This window comes from Runella sp. CRIBMP (assembly GCF_009905605.1).
Classification (GTDB): domain Bacteria; phylum Bacteroidota; class Bacteroidia; order Cytophagales; family Spirosomataceae; genus Runella.
Window position 1 is genome coordinate 1 of record NZ_JAAAKZ010000012.1, and the last position, 13,922, is coordinate 13,922.

Below are 13,922 nucleotides of genomic sequence, written 5' to 3' on the forward strand. Positions count from 1 at the left end.
ATTACAAGGTGACTGGGGTAATGAAGGACGTCCCCTTTTTTTCGCACATCAATTTCGAAGCGCTGGTATCGCTCTCGACCGCCGTGCAGCTCAATAAGACCAACAACAGCTTCGAAAAATGGACAAGCATGTCGTCGAACTATGTATACCTTCTGCTGCCCGAAAATGTCGACAGAGCTTCTATCCAGTCGCAGCTTGACGCCCTTGCAAAGGAAGAAAATCTCGCCGAAGAAAACACTGAAATCCAACTTGAGCTTCTTCCTTTATATGATATTGTGGTCGGAGAGAATCTCCGTCACTCCGAGGGTGGGCCCGGTTCCGTAGGCCCTCACATGCCTCTGGTCATGCTGTGGATACTTGGCGGGCTTGCACTCATTGTGATATTGTCGGCATGTTTCAACTACACCAATCTTTCGATAGCACGTGCCATGCGCCGCTTTAAGGAAGTTGGGCTTCGCAAAGCTATCGGCGCTGGAAAGAGTCAGATATGGCAACAATTTCTAGTGGAAGCAATTATGATTTCCCTAGCCGCCCTTTTTCTTTCATACTTCATCTTTCTCGTCATGCGCCCCCTGCTGATAAATCTAGCTCCAGAGATGCAGCGCACGGTGAAGCTGGAGCTTACTCCGCTTATGGTCGCAGCCTTTATCGTCTTTTCGGTTACGGTAGGTGTGATATCAGGCCTTATGCCCGCACTATTCTTTTCAAAAGTCAGCGCAATCAGTGCGCTCAGGAATGTATCTTCGGTAAAAGTGTTCAAACACGTCACCCTCCGACGCGCCCTGGTGGTGATTCAATACTCGCTCACTTTGATTTTTATAACCACAACCGCTATTGGCTACGTTCAGTATAAAAACATCCTTACCTTCGACCTGGGATACCGCACCAAAAACATCCTGAACATCAATATGCAGGGTAATAAACCCGATGCACTTCTCAAAGAACTAAGCGAGATACCAGAAGTAACGGCACTGTCGCGGTCGTTAATCATCACCAGCGTTGGAAATGCCTGGGGTGGATTTATGAAATACAAAGATTCGCGAGACTCCGTTTTGGTTATGACCAACCACGTCGACGAAAACTATTTGACGCTGCACGAATACAAGCTCGTGGCGGGCGGAAATTTTATGGCACGACCCACTACAACCACCGCCGCTACAGAAGTAATCGTGAACCAACAAGTTTTAAAACGATTTAACATTGGCAGCAACGACCCCCAGAAAGCAATCGGGGAAGAAATCACATTCAGTAGTTTCCACGGAACACGCAAGATGACCATTGTTGGCGTAATGAAAGACTTTCACTATGGAAAGGTCGACAACCTTGTGGGGCCAGTAGCCTTCATGTTCTGGACACCCGAAGATAGAGCAATCATTAATGCCAAAATACAAAGTAGGGATATTCCGACGACCATGGCTAAAATCGAATCGGCATGGAAGAAAATCGACCGTATCCATCCATTTCAGGCTGAATTTTATGACCAAGCAATAGAAGAGGCATACAGCGAATTCTCAACCATAATCAAAATCATTGGCTTCCTTTCATTCCTAGCCATTTCGATTGCATCAATGGGATTGTTCGGCATGGTGGCGTTTACGACCGAAACCCGGCTGAAGGAAATCAGCATCCGCAAAGTGATGGGCGCAAGCTCTGTTACCCTTATTTACTTATTGAGCCGCAGTTTCCTCATACAGCTGTCGTTATCGACACTCATCGCGTTGCCCGTAACTTACTTTTTCTTCGAAAACGTTGTGCTCACCCATTTTCCGTATCACACACCCGTCCAAATCACGGAGCTGTTGGTGGGTTTGCTGGTGGTATTGCTGATTGCATTTATTATGATCGGTTCGCAGACGATGAAGGCAGCGAGGAGCAATCCAGTGGAGGTCCTCAAGAGCGAATAAGAGTTACCCATTTATCCTATCCAGCGCAATTGGCAAGCTAACGCCCACAAGGGCAAACACGTAGAAAAGCTCCAGTTACCTGAGTTTCGGAAACCAAGTGCAACTTAAGGTAGATGGAGGGTAGCTCGTAAGGGATGGTACGTAGCACCACACCCCATAGAAGACCGAACTGATTGTAGTCGATGACCATTAAAACATGTTTTATAAATTATGTTGCAGGTCTGAAAGACATGATTAATTAGGTTGAAGCTATTTTAGAGATAGCCATTCATCCTCCAGCACTCTACCTTCGCAAATTTTTTGGTTATTATTCGCTTAGGTAGCTCCGTACGAATCAGATCCTAAAAAAGACAAGGCACAGTGTATATCACTGTGCCTGTACTACTATACTCAACGTTATGAAAAATTTTTATATCCGAAAAATGACTCTATGCTATCGAGGCATGAGGAATTTTGTTCGGAACTACTTAGGAAAGAATCGTCGTTTATTTACGGTAAGTCACCCTTTTTGTCGCTTTAACATCCCCTCTGTCCCTCCATCTCAGCGAAAAAAAACTACTTAATTATTTTGTTTTTGTTAAGTGAAACCGAGAATATATGTATTAACAATTATTTTTAAGAATGTGTTTTAATTGACCATTTTTTTTTACAAATATATGTTAAAACTCATATTAATCTGTTCCTATATAATGAATCGTGTTTTTTTTTATATGAAAGCTATGAAAATTTGAATGGATGCCTGAAAATCAATAAAAGCTGTTTATTTTTGATGAGTGCCTTTTTTACTTAGAAAATTAACTTATCTAATGAAGAATAAATTCGCTGCTCTTATTGTGGAGGATGACCCTGTTGCGGAGGCAGAATTGACTCTTTATTTAGGTAGAACAAATATGTTTGAGAAACCTACTGTTTTTACCTCAGTAATGGAATCCTACAGCTATCTCGTCGGTCAAACGGTAGACATCCTTTTTTTAGACCTTGAGCTACGCGATTTTTCAGGGTTAGAACTATTAAGGCTTATTGAAAGCCCACCACCCGTCATCATTACGTCTTCCCATGTCGAACTAGCCATTGATTGTTTTGAGTTTGACGTGGCTGATTTCCTAAGTAAACCTTACTCTTATACCAGATTGTTGCGGGGTATTCATCGTGCAATCCAAAAACAACCCTCCACCCATATCTCAGGAGAAGATGCGTCATTAAAAAAACATATTTTTTTACAGACAGGGCGTGCCTCGGAGCGGTTTGAGTTAAATGATATTTTATACATCGAAGCCTACGGCATTTATGTAAAAGTAATAACAAAATCGGGGGTTTCAGTTGTCAACCAAATAATGTCAAGTATAGAAAAGGACCTTCCGCCCACCTCTTTTTTGAGAGTTCACCGTTCTTTCTTAATTAATCTTGAACATCTCAATAGAATCGAATCCAATGACCTGTGGGTTGGTAGTTATCAAATTCCGATTGGCTTGTCACACAAAGATAAGGTACGTCAAACACTAAAAAATAATGGGATACTTGATTGAATTTTTCGGCTAGGGACTGTAAAATAAAAGGTACTGCCTTCTCCTTCAAGGCTAGTTGCCCATAATTCTCCCCCGTTTTTACGAACAAATTCCTGGCTTATCCAAAGTCCCATTCCGTTACCTTTTTCTCCATTTGTACCGAGTATACTTGAACGGGAAGCGCCCGTTAGGACCCTTTCTAAATCCTCTGCCCCAATCCCAATACCCTTATCCTGAATCGAAATGACTGTTTTATCAGATTTTTCTTCCGCTTCAATGATAATTTTGCTCGCAGGGAAGGAAAACTTAACTGCATTACTCAATAAATTCCTCAAAATCAACTGCAAATGATTTTCATCACCCCATCCTAAGGTTCTGGTAGGCACTTTATTGAGCACCTGCATCTGTTTAGCATTTATTTCCTCCTTTTGAAAAAGAATAGCTTCTTCCACCACTTCCCTGATGGGTATCTCAACAACAACACTTTTGTATCCGCTCAGCTGCAAATTTGCCCAATTCAATAAATTACTCAGCAGCAGGCCTACATCTTTAGTTTTAAAATCTATTTCATTAATAATCTGCTTAGATTGCTCTACAGTGAGGTCACCTTCATTGAGCCGTCTAATGGTTGACTGCAAATGATACAGAGGAGCGCGAAGGTCATGACTGATTACGGCAAATAACTGGTCTTTGTACTGATTTATTTCCTGCAAATCAACCGTCTGCTGAGATAGTTGTTCATTTCTCTTGATTAACAACGCCTGAAATTGTCTAAAAATTGACTTATTAAAATAGACGCAAACACAGATAAAAAAATAACAAACTATAAAATTCACAATTACTGAATAGTAATTACCTTAGGTCCAACCCAGAGATATATCTTTGATAACCAACACAATAACCCAATAAACCGCTACATTAAACACAATTGCCGCTGCTTGAAGATACCTATCAAAAAGTACCATGCCCATGGCGGATAGGCCAATAACTACGATTTGCAAATCATCGATTTTGCCCAAATTCTGATTATAAACGGCAACTGATATTAAAATGAAGTGGGTAACCGCAAATATGTAAACAAAACTAACTCGGTAATGGTATGCTTTAAGCATTAAATAAAGTGGTAAATTTATAATGGCAAAAACAACCATTAAAATAACCGTAATGGTCCCATCTCCCCAAAAAAAATCCATCAAAGAAAGAACAATCTGTAACACTAAACAGCAGATATTAAGCACATTACATAAAAGAATACGCTGTTCATCCAATGGCGATAAGCTAGGGTGTACCCCTGTAGTACATAGGTTTTTCCAAGACAAATTTTTCATAATTATACTCTTTTTCCGACGCCCAATGTAACCCATAGGGATATATACGTCAATAAATGTTCCATTCGACGCATTATACTCAACGTAGTCATAAGATGAGGCCCTTAAAGAATGAAATTGTGCTATCTTCTTAAATTCACTGAAAAAGAAAAAACTTAAAAAAAAAGCACAAACAACCATCCCAAGATTCGTGTTAGGATGTTATGGATACGTTCATTTCACCAAAAATGAACGTACAAAAGCATAACTCAAAAACTTAGTTAAACTTTGGCAGAGAGAAAGGTTGACTAACAACCAAGTAGGGAAAAAGAAGAGGAGAAACGATGATTAAACAAATCACCAACAGGCATCCTACCAAAACACGAACTAATCGCTCAAAAAGGTTCATTATATGAGGGTTACTAGAGATGTATTATGTTTTTTTGATAACAACCACTTATTAGACCTCTCCAAGGATTTTTCTAAATATGCCTTTTAACCGCATTTTCAGAATGGGATGCTACTTGCGTATATTTTCTCAATAAAATTTAGCCTCTAGTTAAAGATTATTATTCGAAAAACCAAAATATATCTTGGATTCATTAAACAATGCCGTAATTTATTTGGCACGTTTTGTTTTGAATTCACTAAGAAGTTTGATAATAATTTGAGGAAGTATAAGTAAGGTAAAGTGCTGGTACAAAAATACATTGGGTATTTTTACCATTCATAAAATACTAACGAACAAGACCTTTTTTTATGTAAAACCTACAATTAAATATATAAATGAGTAAAATAAGGCAGGTTAAAGTTAAAAAGCTTTGCTATATTAACGCATCCATTCTTTTTTGAGATACTATTTTCTGATTATTTTTTAAGCATACTATTAATATATACATATTTATTCAACGATATGGAACATAAACTTGTCCCTTTAATTGTAGAAGATGACCCACTTGCTCAAAAAAGCCTAGTCTATCTCCTCACTAAAACCAATATGTTTGAAGACGCTGTTGTGTGTGGAACAGTTACCGAAGCATTTGAATATCTGAATAGAAAAACGGCCGATCTAATTTTTTTAGACATTGAACTTCCTGATCTGTCTGGGTTAGAGTTATTGAAACTATTTCCAGCACATGCGCCAGTCGTTGTTACTTCTTCACACGTAGAGTTAGCGGTGGATTGCTTTGATTTTGATGTTATTGACTTTCTTACAAAACCTTTTTCTTACACCCGTCTTTTAAAATCTATCCAACGTGCCACTAAAAAAATGCCAAGTCAACAAGTTATTGCGGAGAAAACACCCGTTAAAAACTATGTTTTCCTTCCAACAGGCCGCTCAACGGTTCGATTTAATTATAGCGACATCCTGTACATTGAAGCTTACGGCGTATACGTTAAAATTGTCACTCCAGAGGGTACAGTAGTGGTAAACCAGATGCTCTCAAACATTGAAGAGGTATTGCCTCAGGAGCCATTTATACGAATCCATCGCTCGTTTATTGTAAACATGAATCATATCAATCGTATCTCTTCCAATGAGCTGAGAGTCAGCACCTACTTTCTTCCCATCGGGATGTCTTACAAAGATAAAGTAACACAAAAACTAAAAAGCAGTGGGTTACTCAGTGAATAAAAACTTACTCTTTAGTTTGATTTTCACTTCTAACCCTTGTTTCTGACTATCCATTAGCTCTATAATTCATCGGGGTCCAGTTCTTCATATCGTTTGTCCCTTAATTTATATTTTCCTTATCCAAATAACCTTTTATGAAAAAAAAAACCTTTTTACTCTCTCTATTGGTCTTTGCCCAGTGTTTTCTTGTTGATAGCACTTACGCCCAAACAAATTTTGTAAATGGTGATTTGCTTCCTGATGCCCCTGAACTCTCAGCGAGGGGCAAGTATAACATTGGGGTCCAAACCCTGAAATTGGTCAACAATAATCAGTTGGATGTACTCCATTCAAAAAACGGGAAGGACTCCCTCTATAATCGTCCTTTAACCGTAGAAATTTGGTATCCTGCCATCATTCCGTCAGATAAGCAACAACTCGTAGAATATGACCAGGTACTTGGCTCTAGTAATGATCCCAAAAGGCCATTAATCCCATTCAAATTTATGGGGCGGGCTTTACGCAATGCCCAAGCCGACAAGACCGAAGGGCCCTACCCTCTCTTAATTGTCTCTCACGGCTACTTAGGTTCTCGGTATTTACTTACTTACCTGACCGAAAACTTAGCTTCCAAAGGCTATATTGTCGTGGCCATTGACCATACAGAATCTACCTTTAGTGATGCGGCAAGTTTTGCCAGCACATTACTCAACCGTTCGCTCGATGACTTGTTTGTTCTCAATGAAATGGCTCGATTGGGGAATAAAGAAAGTAAAACTTTTTTGTCTGGGTTGGTAAACGCTAACAATACGGCTTTGATTGGCTACTCAATGGGTGGTTATGGGGCACTCAATGCCGCTGGTGCGGGTTACAGTGCCCAAGCCGTAAAGTTTTTTGGCCAAATGACAGGCGGTAGCAAGGCCTTAGAAAAAAGGATGTCAGGAAATGCTGCCTTTTCGGCTTCCCTTGACCCGAGAATCAAGGCAGTTGTCGCTTTTGCGCCTTGGGGAATGGAGCGGGGCGTTTGGGATGCTGAAGGACTAAAAGGGCTTACCGTCCCTACATTTTTTGTTGCAGGCAGTCAAGATGATATTTCAGGATATGAGAAGGGAATCAAGGCCATCTACGACGGAGCAATCAACGCCGACCGTTATATGCTAACCTACATTAATGCCCGTCATAATGTAGCTCCCAACCCTCCACCAACCGAATCTATCACGCCCGGCCTCCCCCTTGATGAATATTTGCGATATGCTGAACCTGCTTGGAACGAACGTCGTATCAATAATATCAATCAGCATTTTGTAACGGCGTTTTTAGGCGTACAACTCAAAGGCTTAGACTATAAAAAGTATTTAGAGTTAAAAGAGAATTCTAATGAAGCAACATGGACTGGATTTAAACCTCGTACGTCAGTGGGCTTGGAATTAAGACATGCCAAACCTTAAACTGCCCGACTCATAAAAAACAGGAGGTTTTATTTTTCTTTACAACAGAAACTCAACATTTACAAAAAGGGTCATTTTGCAAAGCAAAATGACCCTTTTTGTATCAATTATATTTTGAATTTCTTATCTCTGACGTTTTTCGCGGGCTGGCTTAGTTGCCTCTTGCTCTTTCTTTTTACCCGTACGGAAACCTGCAGGATAAGTTGAGCGCAAGTCGTTCATCGGTAAAATTCTGATTTCTACGCGACGGTTACGGCTCATTCCTTCTACTGATTTGTTATCGGCAAGCGGCCGAAGCTCTCCGTAATATTCAAGCGTGATACGGCTTGGATCCTGCAAACCGTTACGAATCAAGTAACGTTTGGCGGCTTCTACCCGGCGTTTCGAAAGTTGTACGTTATAGTTATCAGAAGCGCGAGCGTCGGTATGGCCTACGATAATCGCCCGGCAATTTGGACGAAGATTGAGTAAGTCAATCACCTGGCGAAGAATCTGCTGCGAAGGATCTTTTACAATTGCCTTGTCGGTATCAAACTCAATGTTACCAAACATTGCTTCACATTCTTCTTTCGGCAAATTACGGGCAATAATATCTTTGATGTACTTATCAAGGTCCATTGCTACCCCACCACCTGATACAATGCTGTTGGCAGGAGTACTTGGTTCTTTGTCGAAAAGGTCAGCAACACCATCACCATCTGAGTCTGTAAATAAACGCGGATCAACGGGCTTTGGCATATTGGCTTTGGCAATTGAGTCAGCTTCTTTCATCGTAGGATTATACGGTGGCGGAATCAATGACAAAGGGTTGGTATAACGCAAATGATAACGGCCTTTGGCAGGATCGTGCACCCAATTACCTTTGGCATCTTTCTTGGCCATTACTGCACTCTTGCCCATTTTGTAGGTAATTGCCAATCCGACACTCCCCCATTTATCCTGTTTTGAATCCCCTTTTCTAAACAACCAAATATCTTGTCTTGGGTATTGCTCAGCACCTCCACCACCATACGTAACGTCCAATTTTTCGGAATTGACATGGTTTAAGGTAAAGTCTAAGCCAATATCAATACGTGGAGAAACTTCAAAGTGAATCGCCGACCCAATAGGAACTACAATTTCACGCGTGTAGGTAGATCCATCTCTTTCCCATTCCCCCGCCGTTTTCGAGCTTCTATTCGTGTTACTGCTAATGAGGAGCGTGCCATTATTGGTTCCCAAGCGGTACACTTTGGAGTTGAACCACATGTATCCATAACCTACGTAGACATCCCATTTCCAACGTTTGAGTTTATCATACCCAAACAGAATAGGCTTGAGATTGGCATGAGCGTTGATTGAAGTTTGCAAAAAACCTTTCGACTCAAAGTGAGCATTGTAAATTCGCTGTTTGGAGCCATTCAAGTTTCCAGTCCAGAAGTTAAGACTTGCGCCGAAAATAGGAGATACCTGTTTGTGTAACCCCAGGCCTAAACCACCCGTTAGATGTTCTTCTGGCCCCAGTTTAAAGTCGTGCTGACGTAAATCACCGTAAAATTGAGTCAGGGCGGGGGTGATGGTAAGTGCCCATGTATTCAATTTATTAGGACCTTCATAGCCTGCGCGTTTGGGTGCGGGGGCCTGAGCATTAATTTTCGTCAATGCAAACGATACAATTAATAGAGTGGACAGAAAGTTGACTTTTTTCATGGGCAATGAATGATTGTTATTTACTACAAAAAGGTAATACTAACATTTTCTTAAATAATAGTGTATCAAGTCTTATAAGCCGGATTCTGTTTCCCGATTTTCATCGGGACTCTTATCATTTATCTGGTTCTGACGTCGCCGTCCGAATCTATCAACCTACCCATGCCGATACCCCTTGGAAGAGGATTGGAGCGAGTAACTCCAAAATCGGCACTTATTTGGTCTTTCAGCCCGTAAGGTTTACCATGCCTCGCTTGTCACCAACCGAGCGGTGGGCTCTTACCCCACCCTTTCGCCCTTACCCAATTTCGAACGAGTTCGAAACTTGGCGGTTTGCTTTCTGTTGCACTTGCTGTCAAGTCGCCGTCACCAACGACTTGCCTTCCTGTTAGGAAGTACGGTACTCTGCGCTGTCCGGACTTTCCTTCCCAAAATTAATTTGGAACGATAAGACGGACCTGATTCACTATTGGGCACAAATCTATGAAGAGTTGTGCTCTTTAAAAATCAAATAAACAGAAAAAAATCGTAATAACCATAAACTGTCATTCAATTTTTTGACTTACAGGAGCCCATCAATTTTAACTTCGATGCGCCCTTTTGCAACAACTAACGCTACTAAGGAGGTTGGGGTCAGATAAACTTGATCAGGAACCAAGGTGTCTAAACGCCCTCCCAAATCTACCCCTTTGGCTACTTTACGGTTAGTAAGTTGTTGACGAATAGCTTTTTGGGCTTCATCAATTTGGGTGCCTATTGGAAACACAAATTGTTGTTCGATTTGTTTTGCAAAACGCCCCTGCAACAGCCAATTGGCCGTTTGAACAAGTACGTTTCGGGTACTTAAATCATAATCTACATTCTTCAAAGAAAGTAGGCGCGTGGTGGCATCATAATAGGGAACACCTTTGAGATATATAACCCCGTTTATACTTCCCTTCAATCCTGCTTTAATGACAAGTTTATCGTTTTGACCATAAATATCAATCTCCGTCACTTCAATTTTGTATTTTCCGTCTTTAAAATCAAATGTTTTCCCAATAAATTGAGTCGCCGCCAATCGAGAGGCCTCCTCATAGGGCACCACCCCAATCAATCCGATTTGAAAGCCTTGAGGTATGTCATTGGTTATAATCAGATTGGGTACATCAACGACGGGCTTCATGACTGGTTTTGCCCCAACTAGGGTTTGGGTAAATCCCCTGATTCCGATGGTTGCACTGATTTTGCCGTTTTTAATTTCGAAAGGTGAAGCCAAAATATCGGTCGGAGTCACCACAAGCCACGACCTATACTCTTCGGAGAGTAATCGCGGTTCACGAATTAAATTCCAGGCTTGGATGACGTAGGGTTTAATGATAAAATTTTTCCGTACGTTATCGTCAATGGATTTTGAAATCGTGCCTAGGTTTTCGGAAATTTTACGGCTTACCAACCCTGTAATGGGTATATCTATTCCCGCTACTTTAATGCTCGGTTTGGTCACCCAATCAAAGCCCGCCGAAACGGTATTGGTACTCACTGTCCAGTCGGGATCTATACCGACACGGGTCATAAATTTCATATTTATCTGAAATTCAGTACTTTGACTACCCGAAATCTCAATACCCAACGGAGCTATTTTATAGGCCTTCTCAGCCCATATTTTCAGGGGTACGGTATAATAAAGCAATGAATCTCTGGCCTCCGCAACGATTGGCGCTCTTTTCCAAACTTTAATCTTAAAGTTATCTTGGTTGTCGTCGCTGAAACTGTTGTCTTCATAAATCAATCCCTGCACCTGTACATTCAGATGTTTTGTTACCTCAGCAATCGATAACTCGATGGGTACATGAACAACCGATTTATGTTTCTCGCTTTGAATTTCCATGTTAGTGTGTTGATATGCCTCCGCAGGTGCTTTTGGCTGGGTAGTGGTTGGGGTTTTACAGCCCATGACCCATACAGAAAGAACAAAAACCGAAAGGTAAATTAACGAAGAGAAAGGGCAGGAAAAAGTATAACGCAAATCTAAAGGTTTAACACCAATTTTATCTAAAAACATGGGAATAAATCAAAGTAAATGAAGGACTCACAAAGTTATTAAAACAACCTTATAAGTCCTCTTATCAATCTTTAAAATACCCTATTTCTATTTTTTCAACGGCCACCGATAGGTAAATTTATGATTAATTGGTGCTTCGAAATAATTTACGTTTAAATGGTCAAGGCGCTTCTTATGAACATCTAAGCGTTTTTTAAAATCATCGATATTCTTGCCGTTTTTTGCCGTCCAACCTACTTCTGCCAATGCACACGCTCGCGGAAAAGTCATATATTCGACGTATTCAGAGGTGGGCATATATTCGGTCCAGACATTTCCCTGAACGCCAATAATGTGTTTAACTTCATCGGGAGTTAGGTTGGAGGGGGTAGGTTCGTACAAATACGACTCTTCCAAGGGCGTAAACCCTCCGATAGCAATGGGTTGTGTTTTGGCATCGGCCTGATAATGATCTAAATAGCAAAAGTTCCCTGGCGTCATAATGGCATCGTGGCGCTGTTTGGCAGCCGCCACTCCCCCTTCAATTCCCTGCCAGCTCATTACGGTAGCATTAGGCGAAAGCCCTCCCTCCAAAATCTCATCCCAGCCAATCATTTTACGCCCTTTGGAGGTAATGAATTTATCAATACGGCGGATAAAATAACTCTGTAATTCATGTTCATCTTTCAAGCCTTCTTTTTTAATCAACTCCTGACAAAAACGACTTTCTGCCCACTGTTTTTTGGGGCACTCATCCCCGCCAATGTGAATGTACTGGCTGGGAAACAAGTCAAGCACTTCGGCCAGAATGCCTTCCAGAAAGCGAAATGTCTCTTCTTTAGGGGCAAAAACATCTTCATGTACTCCCCATTTCGTGCCTACTTGGTAGATTTTGTCGGGGTTATTCCCATATTCTGGATAGGCCGCCAGCGCTGCCAATGCGTGTCCGGGCATTTCAATTTCAGGAATAACGGTCACAAAACGCTCCTGTGCGTACTTCACTACCTCTCTGATTTCATCTTGGGTATAAAAACCACCATAGGGCTTACCATCGTATTTTTGGTCGCTGTAATGGCCCAACATGGTTTGTCGGCGTTGCGCGCCGATTTCGGTCAATTTGGGATATTTTTTGATTTCAATGCGCCACCCTTGATCATCCGTCAGGTGCCAATGAAAGGTGTTCATTTTGTGCAACGCAATCAAATCAATGTATTTTTTTATAAACGAGACGGGATAAAAATAACGCGCAGCATCAAGCATCAATCCACGATAGGCGTACCGTGGTCGGTCTTCAATCAGGCAGCAGGGAATACTCCATTTTATATTTTCAGCCCTTTCCACACCATAAATTTCAGCAGGCATCAACTGCAACAACGACTGAATTCCGTAAAAAAAACCTTTGGGTTGCTCGGCCGTAATGATAATCCGCTTGGGCGTTATTTCCAAAAAATATCCTTCGTCGCCGAGCTTATCATCTTTTGTGGTGACAAAATTGATACCATCCTTGACCCGAAAATTACCAGCAAATACCTTCGTATCTTTGCCTGTGACACTCCCAATCTTGTTTGCCAGCGCTTCGGCTAGGCGGCGCAGTACGGGGTCGGTGCTTGCTACGGCAATTACTGGATTCGGGGGGAGAATAAACGTTCCTTCTTTTGGCACTAGTTGTAACGGCTTCGGAAGAATTGGGTAGGACGTTTGTGCCAAAACTGGGTATAGTACCCAAAATGACAGCAAAATAAAAAGCTGAACGCTCTTTTTCATAAATTGGGATAACGGTTTGGGCATGAATAAATGACTGATCAATCAAACTTTTAGGTTAGACGGAGGCGTTGGGTACACTGCACGCAAGAGCAGGAATCAATTCCAAAATTGGTGGAGGAATTTGGATTAAGCATATAACTGAGTTAGTCGGTAAAGGAAAAACTCTACACTTCTTACCCTTCTGAACTGACTTCTAAACGCTTAGCATCAAAAGATTCGGCAGAAGCATTAGTATTTTAATTGTACTGACACCTGTATCGACCGATTTTTTAAAAAAAAGCCGCGGCACCGTACAGTATGAATTCACTCGTCATTTGCGACTGCCCCCCCCCTTCCTTGACCTACTACTGTCAAGTCTCTGTAAACTACTTTACCTGTTTGGGTACTGAGCCTTCGGCGGCGCTTAATGTAAAAAAAGACCTTATGTCCACGGATGCGGTCAATGGCAGTCAATTCGAAAGTTTTTGGGAACGCCTAGGCCAGAATGAACTTGGGCAGCGTAAACTGAATGATAGGTAGGAAACTTTCTAAAACAGATAGGTTTGATGAAAACACAAACCTAAAAAAATACAACGCTCTCAACAAATTTTGTACTTGATCCCAATTTTTGGGTTTGCTCCATTTCATTCTACAACAAAAAACCCTCAAAACAGCGTGTTTTGAGGGT

At 41.3% G+C, this 13,922-nt stretch carries 11 protein-coding genes and 1 other RNA gene; 5 read left to right on the plus strand and 7 right to left on the minus strand.

Annotation, left to right across the window (positions count from 1 at the left end):
- The coding region (locus GVN20_RS29775; RefSeq protein ID WP_229599152.1) for a hypothetical protein at positions 1–248 on the minus strand (248 nt) is incomplete at its 3' end.
- A 96-nt stretch (positions 249–344) separates the two neighbouring features.
- Between GVN20_RS29775 and GVN20_RS21915 the strand changes: the two genes are divergently transcribed.
- Both GVN20_RS21915 and GVN20_RS21920 read left to right on the plus strand, forming a co-directional pair.
- The gene (locus tag GVN20_RS21915; RefSeq protein WP_229599153.1) at positions 345–1,904 is read left to right on the plus strand and encodes an FtsX-like permease family protein; all 1,560 of its coding nucleotides are present in this window, start codon (positions 345–347) and stop codon (positions 1,902–1,904) included.
- A gap of 806 nt (positions 1,905–2,710) precedes the next feature.
- Positions 2,711–3,430, plus strand: a complete 720-nt coding sequence (locus GVN20_RS21920) for a LytTR family DNA-binding domain-containing protein (protein ID WP_166560414.1) — start codon at positions 2,711–2,713, stop codon at positions 3,428–3,430.
- On the opposite strand, the gene GVN20_RS30050 is transcribed toward GVN20_RS21920, so the two are convergent.
- Entirely contained in the window at positions 3,397–4,245 is an 849-nt protein-coding gene (locus tag GVN20_RS30050; protein ID WP_166560415.1) for a sensor histidine kinase KdpD, read from the minus strand. The genes GVN20_RS21920 and GVN20_RS30050 overlap by 34 nt on opposite strands.
- Before the next feature lie 21 nt (positions 4,246–4,266).
- Entirely contained in the window at positions 4,267–4,737 is a 471-nt protein-coding gene (locus GVN20_RS21930) for a hypothetical protein (protein WP_166560416.1), read from the minus strand.
- An 892-nt stretch (positions 4,738–5,629) separates the two neighbouring features.
- Here GVN20_RS21930 and GVN20_RS21935 point away from each other — a divergent pair.
- Together GVN20_RS21935 and GVN20_RS21940 are read left to right on the plus strand one after the other, a co-directional pair.
- Positions 5,630–6,352, plus strand: a complete 723-nt coding sequence (locus GVN20_RS21935) for a LytTR family DNA-binding domain-containing protein (RefSeq protein WP_166560417.1) — start codon at positions 5,630–5,632, stop codon at positions 6,350–6,352.
- Between the two features lie 134 nt (positions 6,353–6,486).
- A complete protein-coding gene (locus GVN20_RS21940; protein ID WP_166560418.1) occupies positions 6,487–7,779 on the plus strand; it encodes a dienelactone hydrolase in 1,293 nt (430 codons plus the stop codon).
- A 123-nt stretch (positions 7,780–7,902) separates the two neighbouring features.
- Here the strand turns inward: GVN20_RS21940 and GVN20_RS21945 are convergent, their stop codons facing one another.
- From GVN20_RS21945 to GVN20_RS21960, 4 genes are all read right to left on the minus strand, one after another.
- Complete coding sequence (locus tag GVN20_RS21945; protein WP_166560419.1) at positions 7,903–9,468, minus strand: OmpA family protein; 1,566 nt, start codon at positions 9,466–9,468, stop codon at positions 7,903–7,905.
- A 59-nt stretch (positions 9,469–9,527) separates the two neighbouring features.
- An RNA gene (gene rnpB / locus GVN20_RS21950) (RNase P RNA component class A) lies at positions 9,528–9,932 on the minus strand.
- Positions 9,933–10,030: 98 nt separating this feature from the next.
- Positions 10,031–11,338 (minus strand): DUF4403 family protein, encoded by a 1,308-nt coding sequence (locus GVN20_RS21955; protein ID WP_229599154.1) that lies wholly within the window; start codon positions 11,336–11,338, stop codon positions 10,031–10,033.
- A gap of 261 nt (positions 11,339–11,599) precedes the next feature.
- Positions 11,600–13,255 (minus strand): beta-N-acetylhexosaminidase, encoded by a 1,656-nt coding sequence (locus GVN20_RS21960; protein ID WP_166560421.1) that lies wholly within the window; start codon positions 13,253–13,255, stop codon positions 11,600–11,602.
- Positions 13,256–13,552: 297 nt separating this feature from the next.
- Here GVN20_RS21960 and GVN20_RS21965 point away from each other — a divergent pair, with 297 nt between their 5' ends.
- Entirely contained in the window at positions 13,553–13,774 is a 222-nt protein-coding gene (locus tag GVN20_RS21965) for a hypothetical protein (protein ID WP_166560422.1), read from the plus strand.
- Positions 13,775–13,922: the final 148 nt, after the last annotated feature.

Bases quoted from the DNA above. Each gene is read 5' to 3' on its own strand.
- GVN20_RS21955 (WP_229599154.1), bottom strand. From the start codon at position 11,338: ATGGAAATTCAAAGCGAGAAACATAAATCGGTTGTTCATGTACCCATC.
- GVN20_RS21945 (WP_166560419.1), bottom strand. From the start codon at position 9,468: ATGAAAAAAGTCAACTTTCTGTCCACTCTATTAATTGTATCGTTTGCA.
- GVN20_RS21930 (WP_166560416.1), bottom strand. From the start codon at position 4,737: ATGAAAAATTTGTCTTGGAAAAACCTATGTACTACAGGGGTACACCCT.
- GVN20_RS21940 (WP_166560418.1), top strand. From the start codon at position 6,487: ATGAAAAAAAAAACCTTTTTACTCTCTCTATTGGTCTTTGCCCAGTGT.
- GVN20_RS21960 (WP_166560421.1), bottom strand. From the start codon at position 13,255: ATGAAAAAGAGCGTTCAGCTTTTTATTTTGCTGTCATTTTGGGTACTA.
- GVN20_RS21915 (WP_229599153.1), top strand. From the start codon at position 345: ATGCTGTGGATACTTGGCGGGCTTGCACTCATTGTGATATTGTCGGCA.
- GVN20_RS21965 (WP_166560422.1), top strand. From the start codon at position 13,553: ATGAATTCACTCGTCATTTGCGACTGCCCCCCCCCTTCCTTGACCTAC.
- GVN20_RS21935 (WP_166560417.1), top strand. From the start codon at position 5,630: ATGGAACATAAACTTGTCCCTTTAATTGTAGAAGATGACCCACTTGCT.
- GVN20_RS21920 (WP_166560414.1), top strand. From the start codon at position 2,711: ATGAAGAATAAATTCGCTGCTCTTATTGTGGAGGATGACCCTGTTGCG.